The sequence below is a fragment of the Pediococcus acidilactici genome (assembly GCF_016127815.1).
Classification (GTDB): Bacteria; Bacillota; Bacilli; order Lactobacillales; family Lactobacillaceae; genus Pediococcus; species Pediococcus acidilactici.
Genome location: NZ_CP066046.1, coordinates 489,889 through 507,258 on the forward strand (window position 1 = coordinate 489,889; position 17,370 = coordinate 507,258).

Consider the following 17,370-nt stretch of genomic DNA (forward strand, 5'->3'; position numbering starts at 1 on the left):
GAAAAGAAGATGAAGTATGGCGTAATTTGCGCAATGGAAGAAGAAATTAAGGCGCTTAAGGAAAATCTTGAGCTAACTAAACAAACGGATATTAACGGGGTCATTTTTTACGAAGGCCGTATTGAAGATGTCGAAGTTGTGCTAGTCCGCTCTGGAATTGGCAAAGTTGAAGCTGGGATTACTGCTGCAATTTTGATTACTAATTTTAAAGTCGATGCGTTAATTCATTCCGGTTCTGCTGGTGGAATTGGACAGGGGCTTGCGGTAGGCGACGTGGTGTTGTCTGCGGAAGTTGCCTATCATGACGTGGACGCAACTGCGTTTGGGTACGCTTACGGTCAATTACCAGAACAAGATGTTGCCCGTTATGCAGCGGATTCAGCGTTAATAGAAAAGTTTAAACAAGCAGCTCAGGATACTAACTTAAACGTGAAAACTGGATTAATCGTCACGGGAGACCAATTTATTGCCAGTCAAGAAAAGGTCCAAGCAATTTTAGGCCATTTCCCCGATGCATTATGTTGTGAAATGGAAGGGGCAGCCATCGGACAAGTTGCCCACCAGTTCCATAAGCCGTTTATCGTGGTCCGGGCAATGTCTGACACGGGGGATGACGAAGCTGGAGTATCCTTTGATGAATTTATCATTGAGGCAGGAAAACGTTCTGCCAACATGCTAATTGATTTATTTAAGATGGAAGGGAAGCAAGCGTGAAACAAGTATATTTAGATAACGCGGCGACTACACCGACTGCTCCTGAAGTAGTGGATGTCATTGCTGACCAACTCAAGAATAACTGGGGCAATGCCTCCAGTTTACATGGCTTTGGTCGACAAGCGCGGGCCCAGTTGGACGAAGCGCGTCACGTAATCGCTCAAAGTATTAATGCAAACGATGATGAAATAATTTTTACCAGTGGCGGAACCGAAAGTAATAATACCGCCATTACGCAGGTGGCTTTACGTAACCGTAAGCTTGGTAAGCGGGTCATTACCACTAAAATTGAACATCCGTCGGTACTAAAACCGATGGCTCATTTAGAGGAAATGGGCTTTGACGTAGTTTATTTAGACGTTAACGAAGACGGGGTAATTAGCTTAGATCAGTTTAAGGAAGCTCTTAACGACCAAACCATCTTAGTTAGCATTATGATGGGGAACAACGAAGTGGGAAGCCGGATGCCAATCCATGAAATTGGTGAAATCTTAAAGGATCATCAGGCGGTTTTCCATACCGATGCGGTTCAAGCTTACGGGTTGTTAGATATTGACGTGAAGCGGGATCATATCGACCTTTTGTCCACTTCGGCACACAAGCTCAACGGACCCAAAATGACTGGTTTTCTGTACAAAAATGAAGCAGTTAACTTTGATAGTTTTGTTCGCGGGGGTGAACAAGAAGATAAGCGTCGTGCTGGTACGGAAAACGTTGCTAACCTTGCGGGGTTTGCTAAAGCGGTAAGTTTGCTGGATGAGCAGACTAAAGCAGATTTACAAAAACGCTACGCCGGCTTTAAGCAACAAATTATTCAGCAGCTTAAAGACCACGACGTTAATTTTGCAATTAATGGCTCACTTTCGCCAGATAATTTACAACACGTCTTTAACATCTGGTTGAAGGGGATGTCTACCTACGTGATGCAAACTAATTTGGATTTGGCCGGAGTTGCAATTTCCGGCGGTTCAGCTTGCACGGCGGGGAGTTTGGAACCTTCCCACGTACTCACGGCGATGTACGGAGCTGATTCACCACGCATCGGGGAATCAATCCGGATTAGTTTTGGTAAAAACACCACCACGGAAGATGTAGACTACTTGTGTGAGCAGATTATTGCCATTGAGGAGCGTTTAAAGCACCTAAAACAAAAGTAAGGAGATGTAGGCATGGCATTTACTAAAGAAGTTACCATTGCCGGAGACCCCCACGTTTACCGGCTTAGCGAAAACTTGAAGCGTTATACGTTAACTGACTTAGGATTCACTACTAAAAACAACGGAACCTTTATTTTGGAACGGTCGTTGGATGCTACTTCGCCGTACAACCAGGGCATTAAGTTAAAAATAATGATTAAACCTGATTTTTCAGCATTTAAAATGAGTACGGTGACCGCTAACGGAATGCAAAAAGCAAACATCTTTAAGCGCGAACAGGACCAACCCTTAGTGGAGCAATACCACTTCATTATTGACCAACTATTGGAACGGGAAGTCCTCGTGCAAGAATAATTTTTACTAACTTTTTGTTAACGGTGGAATTTCCGAATTGATTGTTATAGAATGTAATTTACTGGATTTATTGCGACCTTCAATCGTAAGATTCTCCAGAATCTCTAGAAATGATGGTGATATATAATGACAGACAACAGCAAGACGCGTGTTGTAGTCGGGATGAGCGGCGGTGTCGACTCATCCGTAGTAGCCTATTTGCTTAAAAAGCAGGGTTACGACGTCGTTGGGGTGTTCATGAAAAATTGGGACGACACTGACGAAAATGGATACTGTACTGCTACCGAGGATTACAAGGACGTGGCTAAGGTAGCCGCTAAGATTGGGATTCCTTATTATTCCGTTAACTTTGAGAAGGAATACTGGGATCGGGTCTTTACCTACTTCTTAGACGAGTACAAGAAGGGCCGAACGCCTAATCCCGACGTAATTTGCAATAACGAGATTAAGTTTAAGGCTTTCCTAGACTACGCAATTAGTTTAGGAGCTGATTACGTGGCAACGGGGCACTACGCACAAGTGGAGCGCGACGAAAATGGTCATCAGCACCTTTTGCGCGCTACGGACAGTAATAAGGATCAAACCTACTTCTTGAGCCAACTTAGTGCTGAACAGCTTGACCGGGTTATGTTCCCATTGGGGGGCATGGTTAAGCCAGAGGTCCGCGCAATTGCTAAGGAAGCTGGTTTGGCAGTTTACGATAAGAAGGATTCGGTGGGAATCTGCTTTATTGGTGAGAAAAACTTCCGTGAGTTCTTAAGCAACTACCTTCCTGCAAAGCCTGGTAAGATGATGACCCTTGATGGCGAAGTTAAGGGCGAGCACGCTGGATTGATGTACTACACCATCGGTCAGCGTCGCGGACTCGGAATTGGGGGCGGTTCTAAGAACAACGAGCCTTGGTTCGTGGTTGGTAAGGACCTTTCCAAGAATATCCTGTACGTTGGTCAAGGATTTGATAATCCGCACCTTTACGCCGCTAGCTTGGACGCTTCCGACATGCATTTTGTAAACCGGTTGGGCGAAGAGCGCGGCCATGACTTCCGGTGCACGGCTAAGTTCCGTTATCGTGCTAAGGATGTTCCAGTGACGGTGCATTTCAGCGACGATTTCTCGAAGGTTACCGTTGATTTTGACGAGCCTGCTCGGGCAATTACGCCAGGCCAAGCCCTCGTGCTTTACGATGGTGAAGAGTGCATCGGTGGCGGAATTATTGATGCTGCCTATAGCGAGAGCAATCAACAATTGCAATACGTTTAAAAATGGGTTCGCTGATTTTTCCGTGTTTGATAACGCAAGTTTAGCAAAGACGACTTTCAGTACAATTAAAAAGAATACCAAATAGGGTCGGGGGAAAATTTCCCCGGCCTTTTTCTTTGCCGTTAAAAGGCTAGCGTTACTATTACCAATTTAGCGTTTAATGTTAAAATAGTGGGTAAACACATTGATAAAGGGACGAGAGATTTGACAAAATTATATTTTGTAAGACATGGAAAGACCGAATGGAATTTAGAAGGGCGTTATCAAGGAGCAAAGGGGGACTCTCCGCTTTTAAAAGAGAGCTACGCGGAAATTAAGCAATTAGCCGCTTTTTTAGCACCCCAGCAGTTCCGCCACATATATGCCAGCCCGCTTCGTCGGGCACGGGTGACGGCCACCACTTTGCAACACGAACTGGATGAATTGCAAGGTCACGCAACCCCTTTAACAATTCTCAGTCGTCTACGGGAATTTGATTTAGGCGTGATGGAGGGAATGAAATTTGTCGACGTTGAAAAGAAATATGCTGAAGAAGTGGATGCTTTTCGTAACCACCCCGAACGCTATTTCCCCGCCCGAATTAAGGGAGAGACCTTTCAACACCTCATTGAACGAATGCGTCCAGCAATTTTACGGATTTGTGAATCCAATCCTGGCGACGATGACCAGGTAATTATTGTAAGCCACGGAGCCGCGTTAAACGCGATTATTAACGCGTTATTAGAGGTTCCGTTACCCGACTTACGCAAACGGGGCGGCCTCGCCAACACTAGTACCACTATCCTAGAAACCCAGGATCAGGGAAAGACGTACCGGCTCTTGGACTGGAACGATACTAGCTACTTAACTAAAAAAACGGATCCTACAGACGTGATTTAAGGTGAAAAGATGACGGAAAAAAAAGAAAATGAAGAAAACCAAAATTTAGTTCACGAATTGATTCAAAAAATTGATCAAGATCCACACAATGCCCAAAACTATTATGCTTTAGCCACGGTTTTGGTTAAACAGCAAAGTTTTGATCAAGCTGAAGAACTCCTAGTTAAAGCACGGGGACTTTTTAGTGATCAACCTAGCCAAGATTTACTTACTTACGGGCTCGGCAATGTTTATTACGCAACAGGGCTTTATGAGCGGGCCAACGCTACATTTCAAACCGTTAAAGATCCTCAATACCGGCACGACGCTAACCTAATGATTGCCCAAGGGTATTACGCACAAAGTCAGTATAAGCTAGCCTTTGCCTTTGCATTGACTGCGCTAGAACAGCATCAGCAAGATCCAGAGACTAATGAATTAATGGGCGATATCAATTTAGCAATGGGAGAGGCTCAAGCGGCCCAAAAATATTACGACGTGGCGTTGAAAAATAAAAATACTGCGAAATTATTATTTAACCGGGGAGTGGTCGAAATGACCTTGACCCAGCAACCAGATAACGATTACTTTGCCAAAGCTAAACAAATTGATCCCGAATTTTTCAGTAAAGCAAAGCAACGCCTAGTCGATATTGATAAACTATTGCATTCGTCAAAGGAAGCGGATTAATGGCATTTGAGAAACTAAACCTTTTTGGTGATGAAGGTTCAGCAGCACCTCCAAAAAAAGCAACTTCCATGAATAAAATGGTGGAGTTAACCGGGACGGTTAACGCCGTCTTTTTTGAAAGTCCCACTAGTTTATTTAAGGTGGTTTTGATTGACGTGGTTGATCAAGACTTTGATTGGAAGGAACCCCAAATTGTGGTAACTGGCAACATGGCGGAAGTTCAGGAGGGAGCTAAGTACCAATTTAAGGGCAAATTGGTGGAACACCCCAAGTACGGAACCCAGATTCAATTAAGCCAGGCTAGTCGGTTAGGACCAGATACTAAGGAAGGGTTAGTTGAATATTTTGCGGGCTCGCAATTTAAGGGAATTGGAAAGAAAACTGCTGAAAAGATTGTTAAACAACTGGGAATGGACGCCATTGACGTAATTAAGGATAATGCCCAGGTGCTTAGGGATATCGGACTATCAAGCGCGCAGGCGGACGTGATTGAAACGGTGCTAGCTGAATCCAATGGGATGGAGAAGATCCTGATCAAACTCGCGGATTTGGGGATTTCAGGCAAAACCGCCGATAACGTAATTGCAAAATATCGCGAAGATACCTTGAAAATTATCGAAGAAAATCCGTATCAGTTAGCTAATGACATCGAAAATATTGGATTTAAGCGTGTCGACGCAATTGGCCAGCAGCTAAATTTTTCGGTTGATTTTCCAGGACGCTTACAAAGTGGTATTTTAGCCACGATTCAAGAGTGGTGTAACAGCACCGGAGATACTTACATGGTTGCGGAAGTAATGCTGCAAAGGGCACAGCAACTATTGGGAAACGAAATTAATGCTGAAAAGATTGCTGAACAAGTACTTGAGTTGGGTAAACAAGGACGGGTGGTTGGAGAAAACGGTCAAATCTATTTAAAATGGCTTTACCAAGCGGAAGAAGCGATTGGCTACCAGCTCCAGCATCTGCTTAAGAATCCTCCTAAGGTTAACGAAAAAGCGGTTGACCGGGCAATTAAACGCGCGGAAGAACATCTTGCGCTCGAGTATGACGAAACTCAAAATAACGCAATTAGAATGGCGCTGTATCACGGAATTACCATTATTACTGGGGGGCCTGGTACTGGTAAAACCACCATTGTAAAGGGACTAATCAATAGTTTTGCGGAACTGCACGATCTAGATCTTGACCCCAACGCCAATCCGGACCAGGATTATCCCATTCAACTGGCTGCTCCCACTGGTCGGGCTGCAAAGCGGTTGAGTGAAGTTACCGGTGTTCCCGCTAAAACCATCCATCGTTTATTGGGCTTGAACGGGAATGACGATTTACACGACGAACAAATCCAGGAATTACGGGGAGAACTTCTCGTGGTGGACGAAATGTCCATGGTGGATACGGGGCTGTTCAATACCTTGATTTCAGCGATTAACGCCGAAATGCAAGTTGTGTTAGTTGGTGATAAGGACCAGTTACCGTCGGTGGGACCGGGACAAGTTTTTAGTGACTTGATTCGTAGTCAAAAAATTCCAACAATTTCATTAACTAAAATTTATCGGCAAGAGCAGGATTCTTCAATTATCCAAATGGCGCACAGCATTCAAAACGGAGAAATGCCGGATGATTTTACCCAAAATCGTCCTGACAAATCGTTTATTAAGGCGAGTGCTTACCAAGTTGCGGATGCAATCGATCAAATTGCGGAACGCGCGGTGGCTCGGGGACTGTCTAAAAACGACCTCCAAGTTTTAGCGCCAATGTACCGCGGAGCCGCAGGGATCGATGAAATCAATCGTCATTTGCAACGGGTGCTTAACCCCCCGCAAACTGATCACCCTAAATATTTAGAAGCAAATCACCAGCAATTTCGGATTGGTGATAAAGTTTTACAGTTAGTTAACGCACCTGAAAATAATATTTTTAACGGGGATATCGGGGAAATAACTGGAATAGTTACCGAAAAAGCGGGAAAGGGTCACGCACAGTTAATTGTTGATTATGATGGCAACGAGGTTACCTATGGAAAAAATGATCTAAACCAGTTGACGTTAGCTTACTGCGTTTCGATTCATAAATCGCAAGGAAGCGAGTTTCCGGTGGTGATTTTACCGATGGTACGCCAGTATTACCGGATGTTACAGCGCAACCTTTTGTATACGGGGTTAACCCGGGCGTCAGACTCCATCATTTTACTAGGTGAGGTAGAAGCTTACCAACGGGCTGTACAAAACGAATCGGCTAACCGGCAAACTGGCTTAGTTAAGCGACTTAATCCGGAAATTGCCATAACGGAAAAGCCAATTGCAGAAAAGTCTGAACCCAAAACGACTTCGGAAAAAAGCGAAGCAGGGGAACCTCAGCGTAAGTCGATCCTTACAAAGCCAGAAGTTACGGAAACTTTCGCAACTAGCGGGGATGAACCAACTCTTTTGACTAAACAACTGGTAGAAACCGGAAAAATCGATCCGATGATTGGGATGGACGGGGTGACTCCCCGGGATTTTCTTTAAGTATTTGTTGAAGTTGATAACTAAAGATGGCTATAATAGCGGTAGATAAAAATTGGAGGTTTAGCCGTGGAAAGCAAAGCAAAAAGAAGAATGAAAATATTCTCTTTAAATTCGAATCGGGCGTTAGCAGAAAAAATTGCAAACGAAGTAGGAATTCCATTAGGAAAGGCAACCATTAAGCAATTCAGCGACGGAGAAATTCAAGTTAACATTGAAGAAAGTATTCGGGGAGCGGAAGTGTACGTGATTCAATCAATTTCGGATCCGATTAACGATTCTTTGATGGAGCTGTTAATCATGGTTGATGCATTACGGCGGGCCAGTGCTCGGCAGATCAACGTAGTGATTCCTTATTACGGCTATTCCCGTCAAGATCGCAAGGCTCGTTCACGGGAACCCATTACGGCAAAATTAATTGCTAATTTGTTGGAAGATGATGACATTACGCGGGTATTAACTCTAGATTTGCATGCTCCGCAGATTCAAGGATTCTTTGATGTTCCAGTCGACCATTTGGCGGCGGCGCCTTTGTTAGCAAGCTATTTCCAAGAACATAATTTTGATTCTGAAAACCTCGTGGTCGTTTCTCCAGACCACGCGAGTGTCTCTCGGGCACGGAACATGGCGGAATTATTAGGAACTCCGATTGCGATTATTGATAACCGTAACGAAGAATCGGCGGAAAACCTCAACGAAATTCCTACGGAGATCATCGGTGACGTTAAAGGAAAAGTTGCCTTAGTGATCGACGATATGATTGATACGGGAACCCGGCTGACAATTTCGGCCGAAGCTTTGCATAATGCTGGTGCTACTGAAATTTATGGTGCAGCTACCCACGCAATCTTTTCGCGGAACGCACCCCAAATTTTACAAGCTTCCAAGCTATCTAAAGTGATCGTTACCGACTCCATTAGGATTGGTGAGGAGAAGCGCTTTGAAAAGTTAGTCGAATTATCAGTGGGACCTTTATTAGGGAACGCAATCAAGATGATTTACAACAACGAACCGCTCGCACCGCTATTTAAAAGCAAAAACTAATTAAATAACCATTAAATATTAATAAATATTTTCCAAAAGGGCCTGCAACAGATTATAATTTGTGCAGGCCCTTTAAGATATAATTGGAGGAAAATAATGGACGTTTTAGTAAGGATTTGGCAAAAGAAGTCGGTACAACTCTGGACAACGTTGGCGGCTCTGCTATTAATTGTGTATCTTTTACGCGGGTTTATGTCGCAAATTTTGCTGATTGTCATTTTCTCGTTTGTTGCCCACGTGGGTATTAAAAATATTCGAAAGTATCTGCATGTCAATCAACCGCTCGGTACCTTGATTTTTTACTCGGTATTGTTAGCGTTTGCGGCCGTGGTATTTTCTTTCACCGCTTCAATGCTTTATGACCAATTAAAGGGGATCCCCGCGTTGATTGGGCAAGCGATTAACAGCGATGCTTTTAATAACAAATATTTTCAAGGAATCATTAATGAAATTGCAAAAAACACCACGGCGGTTAAGGGCAGCCAGCACCTTGCCATGTCGGGATTGAACCAATTAGGCCGGATTGGGATTGCGGCTGAACACGTGATGATTGCGTTATTCTTAAGCTTAGTTTTCAACTTAACTTACAACCACTTACGGGAGTTTGGACACGCGATTTTACATAGCCGATACCAAGGGCTATTTAACCTTATATATTATTTGTTACGAAAGTACGTTTTAATTTTAGGGACCGTGATTGAGACGCAGCTAATCATTTGTAGCATTAATACCGGACTGATGGTGATTGGTTTATGGATAATTGGGATTCCTAAACTCTTGTTGATGGCCATCATTGTTTTTGTTTTAGGCTTGATACCGGTCGCGGGGGTGTTGATCTCCTTAATTCCGTTGAGTATTGTGGCTTTTTCGGCAAATGGATTGGTTTCAGTAGTCGAAGTGTTAGCGTTAGTGGCGGTAATCCACTTTTTCGAATCGTATTTCCTACATCCTCGACTAATGGCGGGAGCCACAGATTTACCAGTGTTTGTCACCTTCATTACGTTAATCATTGGCGCAAAGATGATTGGAACGTGGGGGCTAATCGTGGGAATTCCTACGGTGGCCTTCTTTATTGATCTGTTAGGAATTAAGATCAAAAGACGCCGGCCAAAGGATCCTAAAGAAGCTATTGAAGAGGAATTTGAATAATTTAAACTAATAGTTTATGGAAAATAAAAGACGGCTAGCTTGTGCGTCTTACCTAATAAACGACTATTATGCCTAAATTGGCATATGGTCGTTTTTTGTTAAGCGGAACGGGTTGACTTTTGACGCTATTAAAGGCAACCCGTTAAATTTTTTATAGTTTCACCCTAAAAAGGATTTTTTAGTTTTCCCGGGTCACTTTTTTGCACGTAACTTTGTAAAGAATCCGATACCAGAGGATGAAAATATAAAAATCCACGCTCGTTTGAATCTTTTTGAACAAAAATGAATTATTTTGAACAATTTTGATTGATTTTGGCGAAAAATGATGATATATTCTTTTAGGGAGTTGATGAAAATGCTTACAGAACTGCGTGAGAAAAACATTTTGCGAATGTTAAAAGAACGTCAATTCGTTAAGGTTAATGAAATTATGCAAGAAAACGACGCTTCTATCTCCACTGTTCGGCGAGATTTAAAACGCCTAGAAGCAGCCGGAAAGTTGAAGAGGATTTATGGAGGAGCTCGTTTAGAAACCAATTTACAAGATGAAACTGATTTTCGAGTAAAGTCCAAACTGAACTTACTAGAAAAGAATGAAATTGGTAAACGGGCCGCGGAACTTGTCCAAGACAACGAAGTGATTTTTTTGGACGCTGGTACTTCTACCGCTTCAATGATTGCTTATTTAGCGGAACTCAAGGGTTTGCTAGTGGTCACGAATGGCTTATCGATTGCTAGCTTATTGTCTGATTTTGATATAAAGACTTACTTAGTTGGCGGACAGCTAAAAAACAAGACCCGAGCGTTAATCGGCGCTGAAGTGGTCGATCGGTTGCGTACTTTCCGTTTTGACCGCTGCTTTATGGGAACGAACGGAATCGACCGTGTTCAAGGGTTAACCACTCCGGACATTCAGGAAGCGCAAATTAAATCCACGGCAATTGAACAAAGTCGAGACGCATATGTTTTGGCAGACTGTAGTAAATTTGATCAGACTTCTTTTGCAAGGTTTGCTGATTTACAGGACGTAACCATCATTGCTGACGAATGTCCAGAATGGTTAAAAACTGATCAGCAACTAAATTACTTGGAGGTTCAAAAATGATTTATACAGTAACGCTTAATCCCTCAATCGATTACGTAATCAGCTTAGACGAAATGCAAGTTGGGCTAGTTAATCGATTGAAGTCTGCAAGTAAGTTTCCTGGGGGGAAGGGGATCAACGTTTCCCGGATTCTTAATGAACTAGATGTGGAAAATACCGCCCTTGGATTTTTAGGGGGATTTACCGGGCAATTTGTGGCTACCGCCTTGACGGAATTAAGAGTCCATTCCGATTTTGTTGGCATTAAGGAAGACACCCGGATTAATGTGAAAATTCACGCTCAACAAGAAACGGAATTAAACGCGTTGGGGCCTAATATTGACGATGAAGAGCTAAGCCAATTCATGGCCAAGTTCGACCAGGTTGGGGCAGGCGACGTAGTGATTTTCTCCGGTAGTGTTCCCGCAAACTTACCACAAACTTTGTACGATGACATTATCAAGAAAATCGGCCAAAATGGAGCGAGCTTCGCGGTTGATACAACGGGACAAGGTTTGTTAGATACGTTGGATAGCCGTCCGCTGGTCGTTAAGCCTAACAATCATGAGCTCGGAGATTTATTCGGGGTAAAGCTAACTTCCGATGACCAAATTGAAGAATATGGTAAAAAGCTAATTGAAATGGGCGCTCAAAATGTAATGATTTCAATGGCTGGCGAAGGAGGGATGCTCGTTACTGAGGATCAGGTTTTCCGCAGTTTTGCACCTAAAGGCACCGTTGTTAATTCGGTTGGGGCAGGTGATTCAATGCTTGCTGGATTTGTTGGAGAATTGGTTAAATCCCACGATAAGCAACGGGCCTTTAAACAAGGCTTAGCTTGTGGTAGTGCAACGGCCTTTTCACTAGACATTGCCACCAAAGCTAAGATTGATGAAGTTGCTAACGCAATTGAAATTTTTGAAAAGTGAGGCATGAAGGATGAAAATTAAGGATCTACTCAAACCAAATTTGATGATTCTAGATTTAAAAGCTGATTCAAAAGAAGCAGCGATTAACGAAATGATTGATAAGTACGTGGCTGAAGGAGTCGTTACCGATCGTGCGAAGTATCTTAAAGGGATATTAGATCGGGAAGCAGAATCCACCACCGGAATTGGTGATGGGATTGCTATGCCACATGCTAAAACTGATGCGGTTAACCAAGCAGCCGTGTTATTTGCTAAGAGCAGTCAAGGCGTTGATTTTAATGCCTTAGATGGACAACCAGTCCACCTCTTCTTTATGATTGCAGCTCCTGAGGGCGCGAATAACGCCCATTTACAAGCGCTGGCAAAACTTTCCAGTTTGTTAATCAACCCGGACCTAGTTGCGAAGTTGAAAAAAGCGGAAAGTGCTGACGACGTGATTAAATTGTTTGAAGAAGCGGAAGCGGCGAAGGATGCCGAAGATGCTGCAGACGCTCAGGAAGAAGCTCCTGCAACGAATGCGGCTCCTGCAACTGAAGAAACTTCAGCAACCCAAAAACCATTTATCGTTGCGGTTTCAGCTTGTCCTAACGGAATTGCCCACACTTACATGGCGGAAGCAGCTTTGAAAAAAGCAGCTAAAGATAAGGGAATCGATATTAAGGTTGAAACTAACGGTTCCGAAGGGGTAAAGCATCGTTTAACTAAGGAAGATATTGAACGTGCAGACGGAGTAATTGTCACTGCCGATAAAAAGGTTGAAATGGCGCGTTTTAATGGGAAACCCTTGCTAAATCGGCCGGTAATTGATGGGATCAACAAAGCTGATGAATTAATTGAAATGGTCGAAAATCATCAGGCAAGCACGTTCCATGCAAGCCAAGCCGATGGCGATGATGCTGCTGATGAATCTAAGGGCGGTTTTTGGAACGAAGTATATAAGGACTTGATGAACGGAATTTCTCACATGCTACCATTCGTAGTTGGTGGTGGGATTATCATGGCGATTTCGTTCTTTATTGAACGATATACTTCGGCAACCAGCTTATGGTTCACCTTCCCAAACGATATCGGTAATTACGCCTTTTCGTTCTTAATTCCAATTTTAGCTGGGTTTATTGCTCAATCAATTGGTGATTTACCTGCGTTAATGCCCGGGGTAGTTGGTGGTTACATGGCTACCCAATCGGCGGCAAGCATTATGCATACTAATAGTGTTTCAGGTTTCATTGGTGGATTGATCGCTGGTTTTGCGGCTGGTTTAATTGTCAATGCGCTAAAGAAGTTCTTCCGCTTCATTCCTAAATCATTAGAAGGTTTGAAACCGATGCTATTCTACCCAATTGTCAGTTTATTGTTAGTTGGGGCCTTAATGTTCTTCATTATTAACCCGGTATTTGCGGCGGTAAACGCTTGGGTAACTGGCGTTTTGGAAGGCATGGGTACTGGTAATGCAGTCCTCTTAGGAGCTGTCTTAGCCGGAATGATGTCGATTGATATGGGTGGTCCGTTTAATAAAGCGGCTTACGCATTTGCGATTGCGGCCTTTACGTCAACCAAAAATGGTGATCTAATGGCGGCCGTAATGGTAGGTGGGATGGTTCCACCATTAGCAACGGCTATTGCGACAACTTTCTGGCCAAAGAAGTTCACTGAACAAGAACGCGAAGCGGGGATTTCTAACTGGGTATTAGGAATTTCCTTCATTACCGAAGGGGCAATTCCATTTGCTACGGCTGATCCGCTCCGAGTAATCGGCTCAAGTATTGTAGGTTCAGCAATTGGTGGTGGACTAAGTCAGCTTTGGAAAGTTAGCGTTCCTGCACCACATGGTGGCCTTTGGGTAATTGCGTTAGCGGATCACAAGCTCTTCTACGTCCTATCAGTCTTAATTGGGGCAGTAGTTGCAGGGTTCATTATGGGAATCTGGAAGCCACGGCGCACTACTAATAACTAATAAATATTCATTTTATGCATAAAAATAGTTAATGCAATAAAGCATATTGTTACAAGGTTTGTAACAATGTGCTTTTTTTGTAACAAAACTGTAACGCTAGCTAAATATGCTTGAAATTAAGCTTTTTATCAAAAAAGCGGGACAAAAAAATTTGAATTTATTAAGTTTTGTTAAACACCGTATTGAAGGGGTTTATAAGAATTCCTAAAGAAAAATTGAATATCTGATGTATAAATAGTGTTTTCAAAGTTGGCGAAAAATGCTAATATTATAGACGTGCAAAACCAATTATAATTTATTTTGAATAAAGTCGAATGAAATAATATATAAATCGAAAACTTTAAGGAGTGGACAAACTTATAATGGTATCTAAATCTAAATCAAATGCGTCCAAATTATTGCTTGCCGGAGTAGCCGGTGCGGGATTACTTGTTGCTGGCGGTTCACAAGCAGTTGCGCATGCTGATTCTGTGAAGGTTCAAAAGAACGACACAGTTTGGGCACTTTCTCAAAAATACGGAGTTTCCATTAAGAGTATTGAATCCTTGAATAACATTAATCAAAACAGTCACTTGATTTTTGTTGGTCAAGAAATCAATATTCCAGAAAAGAACAACGCCGAACCCAAAACAAGTGTTAGTGACAAAGTAAAGGCTGACTCGGTTACGGTAAAGAGTGGCGACAGTCTTTCAGTAATTGCTCAGCGTTATGGTGTTTCAGTTAACGCTTTAATGCAAGCAAACCACTTGACTAGCTCATTAATTCTTGTGGGACAACAACTTAACATTCCTAGCGGAAATACCGTTTCAACACACAGTACATATGTAGCACCTGCAGCACCAGCAAGTTCAGCTGCTAAGCCACAAGTACAAACTCCAACTTCGCAAGCTACTCAATCAGCAGCTTCCAATAGTGCAGCAGTTTCTTCAGCGGTACAAAGCAGTTCTGCAGCTAGCCAAACTCCAAGTAGTGCAGTTACTTCGAGTGCAGCAAGCTCTGTAGCTCCAAGTTCAGTTGCTCCAAGTAGTGTAGCAACAGCTTCTTCTACTCAAGCAAATAGTGCAGCAAGCCATAGCTACAGCAAACCTGCTTCTGCAGCAAGCAGTGCTTCGGTTGCTACTAATGCAAACCAAGCAGCAAGTTCAGCTGCTCCACAAATTAGTAAGCAACAACAAGCTGCTTCATCAGCGGCACCATCAAGTGCTCCTGCAGCAACAAACCATGTCGCTTCATCAGTAGCACCATCGAGTGCTCCTGCAGCTACAAATCATGTCGCTTCGTCAGCAGCACCATCAAGTGCTCCTGCAACGACTAATCATGTCGCTTCATCGGCAGCACCATCGAGTGCTCCTGCAGCTTCAACAAACCACGTCGCTTCATCAGCGGCACCATCAAGTGCAGCAACTAGCAACGTCCAAAACACAGGATCAGTTACCGGTTTGGCTACTTCGTTAGCTAACAACACCATTCCTTACGTTTGGGGCGGTAAGACACCTGCAGGATTTGACTGCTCTGGTTTTGTATCTTACGTATTCCAACATGCTGCAGGGATTAGCTTACCAAGCTACACCGTAGCAATGGAATCATACGTTAACAAAGAGTCAGTTTCAGCTGCTCAACCAGGTGACTTGTTATTCTGGGGTACTCCAGGAGCAACTTACCACGTTGGTATTTACCTTGGTAACAACCAATACGCAAGTGCACCAACCTTTGGTCAAAACGTTAAAGTACAAACAATTTCATCATACTTCTACCCAAGCTTTGCTGGGAGAGTTAAATAAGATTGACTAACAGTCGTCTTCTCAAGGCTCCGCTTTTACTAGCGGGGCCTTTTTGTATGTTCTCGTTAGCACGGAATCAATTTTCAATAGTGAAATTTAGCAGGATTGTTGCGTAGGGGTAGGCAAGTTAAGTGGAGTAGTTAAGCCGCATTGCAAGCGTTTGGATATTAAAAAACACCGCTAATTTTGATTTAGCGGTGTTTGAAATTTTAATCCATAATTAACATTGGAATGATTACAGGGTGACGTTCGGTCTGGTCGTACAGGAATTTTTGTAAATCATCAATGATTGCCCGGTTAATTGAAGCTTCGTTAGCGTGGGGGTTGCGCATGGCTTGCCGAATCGTGGCAAACATTCGCCGCCGTCCTTCATTAATGAGTTCCCCAGATTCACGCATGTAAACAAACCCACGCGATAATAGATCTGGTCCTGATTCAATCATTTTGGTCTTGAGGTTAATGGTGGCTACGACGACCACTAAACCTTCTTCAGAGAGTAATTGACGATCACGTAAAACGACGTTACCAATGTCGCCAATGCCATTACCATCAACATAGACGTCCCCGGCATTAAAATGACCGCAACGCCGAGCAGAGTCTTTAGTTAAGGCTAAGACGTCCCCATTGGACATGATAAAGCTATTTTCGAAGGGGATGTCACAGTCGTGAGCTAATTCGGTATGCAATTGAAGCATCCGGTATTCGCCATGGATTGGCATGAAGTATTTAGGTTTCATTAAACGGAGCATTAGTTTTTGTTCATCTTGGCCACCGTGTCCAGAAGTGTGGATGTTGTTGACTTTACCATGAATAACTCGTGCTCCGGCTTCTTCCAATTCGTTGATTACGTTATTTACACTGATTGTGTTTCCAGGAATCGGATTACTTGAAAATACAACTGTATCACCAGGTTCAATCGAAATTTGTCGGTGAGTCCCGTTAGCGATTCGGCTTAGGGCGGCCATTGGCTCACCCTGCGAGCCAGTACACATAATCAATACTTTATCAGCGGGGAGGTGCCGGATTTCTTCAGCATTAACCAACGCTTCGTCAGGAATATCTAAGTAACCTAGTTCACGTCCGTTAACTAACGCTGCTTCCATAGAGCGCCCAAAGACCGCAATTTTACGGCCGTGCTTCAGCGCAGCCTCGGCGGCCATTTGAATCCGGGAAATATTGGAAGCAAAGGTCGCAAAAATGATGCGTCCTTGAACTTCTTCAAAAATTTTACGGATTGATTTACCAACCCAGCGTTCGGATTTAGTAAATTCGTCACGTTCAGCATTCGTACTATCGGACATCAATAACAGTACGCCTTCGTCACCTAACTTAGCCATTTTTTGTAAATTAGGCGGCTGGTGGGTGGTAGGGGTGAGATCGAACTTGAAGTCACCAGTTTCCACAATCACGCCAGAAGGGGTGTGCACCGCTACTCCGAGAGTGTCCGGAATAGAATGGGTGGTCCTAAAGAAGCTTACGCTAGTTTTAGGGAACTTAATCACGGTATCTTCGTTAATTTCGTGAATTTCGGTAGTTTTTAACAATCCGTGCTCTTCAAGTTTGCCCCGGATTAAGGCGGCAGCTAGTGGACTAGCATAGATTGGCACGTTAATTTGTTGTAGTAGAAACGGGATTCCACCAATGTGGTCTTCGTGACCATGGGTGATCACTAAAGCCTTTATTTTTTGTTGGTTTGCGACTAAAAATTGATAATCGGGGATGACGTAATCGATTCCTAAAAGTTCGTCTTCAGGGAATTTGATACCGGCATCTACAACAATAATTTCGTCTTGAAATTGGATTCCATAGGTGTTTTTTCCAATCTCATTTAGACCACCGATTGCATAAACGGCCGTCTCGTTATTTTTTATATTAATCTTACCCATCGC

The 17,370-nt window shown here is 43.3% G+C and carries 14 protein-coding genes; 13 read left to right on the plus strand and 1 reads right to left on the minus strand.

Annotated elements, in window-relative coordinates; all coding sequences use genetic code 11:
- Nucleotides 1-9 precede the first annotated feature (9 nt).
- From I6H64_RS02480 to I6H64_RS02540, 13 genes are all read left to right on the plus strand, one after another.
- A complete protein-coding gene (locus I6H64_RS02480) occupies nucleotides 10-714 on the plus strand; it encodes a 5'-methylthioadenosine/adenosylhomocysteine nucleosidase (protein WP_005918628.1) in 705 nt (234 codons plus the stop codon).
- Nucleotides 711-1,871, plus strand: coding sequence for a cysteine desulfurase family protein (locus I6H64_RS02485; RefSeq protein WP_008841350.1), 1,161 nt, complete (start codon nucleotides 711-713; stop codon nucleotides 1,869-1,871). The genes I6H64_RS02480 and I6H64_RS02485 overlap by 4 nt, the downstream gene beginning before the upstream one ends.
- A gap of 12 nt (nucleotides 1,872-1,883) precedes the next feature.
- Nucleotides 1,884-2,225: a DUF1831 domain-containing protein gene (locus I6H64_RS02490; RefSeq protein ID WP_002830502.1), complete on the plus strand. Its 342-nt coding sequence runs from the start codon at nucleotides 1,884-1,886 to the stop codon at nucleotides 2,223-2,225.
- A 126-nt stretch (nucleotides 2,226-2,351) separates the two neighbouring features.
- A complete protein-coding gene (gene mnmA, locus I6H64_RS02495; protein WP_056985188.1) occupies nucleotides 2,352-3,485 on the plus strand; it encodes a tRNA 2-thiouridine(34) synthase MnmA in 1,134 nt (377 codons plus the stop codon).
- Between the two features lie 204 nt (nucleotides 3,486-3,689).
- Nucleotides 3,690-4,364 (plus strand): histidine phosphatase family protein, encoded by a 675-nt coding sequence (locus I6H64_RS02500; protein ID WP_036686821.1) that lies wholly within the window; start codon nucleotides 3,690-3,692, stop codon nucleotides 4,362-4,364.
- Between the two features lie 9 nt (nucleotides 4,365-4,373).
- On the plus strand, nucleotides 4,374-5,033 hold the full coding sequence (locus I6H64_RS02505; RefSeq protein WP_008841346.1) for a tetratricopeptide repeat protein: 660 nt from the start codon (nucleotides 4,374-4,376) through the stop codon (nucleotides 5,031-5,033).
- A complete protein-coding gene (gene recD2, locus I6H64_RS02510) occupies nucleotides 5,033-7,543 on the plus strand; it encodes an SF1B family DNA helicase RecD2 (RefSeq protein WP_008841345.1) in 2,511 nt (836 codons plus the stop codon). The genes I6H64_RS02505 and recD2 overlap by 1 nt, the downstream gene beginning before the upstream one ends.
- A 90-nt stretch (nucleotides 7,544-7,633) precedes the next feature.
- Entirely contained in the window at nucleotides 7,634-8,584 is a 951-nt protein-coding gene (locus I6H64_RS02515) for a ribose-phosphate diphosphokinase (protein WP_171461288.1), read from the plus strand.
- A 96-nt stretch (nucleotides 8,585-8,680) separates the two neighbouring features.
- Complete coding sequence (locus tag I6H64_RS02520; RefSeq protein ID WP_008841344.1) at nucleotides 8,681-9,733, plus strand: AI-2E family transporter; 1,053 nt, start codon at nucleotides 8,681-8,683, stop codon at nucleotides 9,731-9,733.
- Between the two features lie 355 nt (nucleotides 9,734-10,088).
- Complete coding sequence (locus I6H64_RS02525) at nucleotides 10,089-10,838, plus strand: DeoR/GlpR family DNA-binding transcription regulator (RefSeq protein WP_002831974.1); 750 nt, start codon at nucleotides 10,089-10,091, stop codon at nucleotides 10,836-10,838.
- Entirely contained in the window at nucleotides 10,835-11,746 is a 912-nt protein-coding gene (pfkB, locus tag I6H64_RS02530; RefSeq protein ID WP_008841341.1) for a 1-phosphofructokinase, read from the plus strand. The genes I6H64_RS02525 and pfkB overlap by 4 nt, the downstream gene beginning before the upstream one ends.
- Before the next feature lie 10 nt (nucleotides 11,747-11,756).
- Nucleotides 11,757-13,700 (plus strand): PTS fructose transporter subunit IIABC, encoded by a 1,944-nt coding sequence (locus tag I6H64_RS02535; protein WP_008841340.1) that lies wholly within the window; start codon nucleotides 11,757-11,759, stop codon nucleotides 13,698-13,700.
- A 362-nt stretch (nucleotides 13,701-14,062) separates the two neighbouring features.
- Nucleotides 14,063-15,481, plus strand: coding sequence for a LysM peptidoglycan-binding domain-containing protein (locus I6H64_RS02540; protein ID WP_008841339.1), 1,419 nt, complete (start codon nucleotides 14,063-14,065; stop codon nucleotides 15,479-15,481).
- Between the two features lie 209 nt (nucleotides 15,482-15,690).
- On the opposite strand, the gene rnjA is transcribed toward I6H64_RS02540, so the two are convergent.
- A complete protein-coding gene (gene rnjA, locus I6H64_RS02545; RefSeq protein WP_002830488.1) occupies nucleotides 15,691-17,367 on the minus strand; it encodes a ribonuclease J1 in 1,677 nt (558 codons plus the stop codon).
- Between the last annotated feature and the right edge of the window lie 3 nt (nucleotides 17,368-17,370).

Bases quoted from the DNA above. Each gene is read 5' to 3' on its own strand.
- I6H64_RS02520 (WP_008841344.1), top strand. From the start codon at position 8,681: ATGGACGTTTTAGTAAGGATTTGGCAAAAGAAGTCGGTACAACTCTGG.
- I6H64_RS02535 (WP_008841340.1), top strand. From the start codon at position 11,757: ATGAAAATTAAGGATCTACTCAAACCAAATTTGATGATTCTAGATTTA.
- I6H64_RS02540 (WP_008841339.1), top strand. From the start codon at position 14,063: ATGGTATCTAAATCTAAATCAAATGCGTCCAAATTATTGCTTGCCGGA.
- pfkB (WP_008841341.1), top strand. From the start codon at position 10,835: ATGATTTATACAGTAACGCTTAATCCCTCAATCGATTACGTAATCAGC.
- I6H64_RS02480 (WP_005918628.1), top strand. From the start codon at position 10: ATGAAGTATGGCGTAATTTGCGCAATGGAAGAAGAAATTAAGGCGCTT.
- I6H64_RS02515 (WP_171461288.1), top strand. From the start codon at position 7,634: ATGAAAATATTCTCTTTAAATTCGAATCGGGCGTTAGCAGAAAAAATT.
- I6H64_RS02505 (WP_008841346.1), top strand. From the start codon at position 4,374: ATGACGGAAAAAAAAGAAAATGAAGAAAACCAAAATTTAGTTCACGAA.
- recD2 (WP_008841345.1), top strand. From the start codon at position 5,033: ATGGCATTTGAGAAACTAAACCTTTTTGGTGATGAAGGTTCAGCAGCA.
- mnmA (WP_056985188.1), top strand. From the start codon at position 2,352: ATGACAGACAACAGCAAGACGCGTGTTGTAGTCGGGATGAGCGGCGGT.
- rnjA (WP_002830488.1), bottom strand. From the start codon at position 17,367: ATGGGTAAGATTAATATAAAAAATAACGAGACGGCCGTTTATGCAATC.
- I6H64_RS02490 (WP_002830502.1), top strand. From the start codon at position 1,884: ATGGCATTTACTAAAGAAGTTACCATTGCCGGAGACCCCCACGTTTAC.
- I6H64_RS02525 (WP_002831974.1), top strand. From the start codon at position 10,089: ATGCTTACAGAACTGCGTGAGAAAAACATTTTGCGAATGTTAAAAGAA.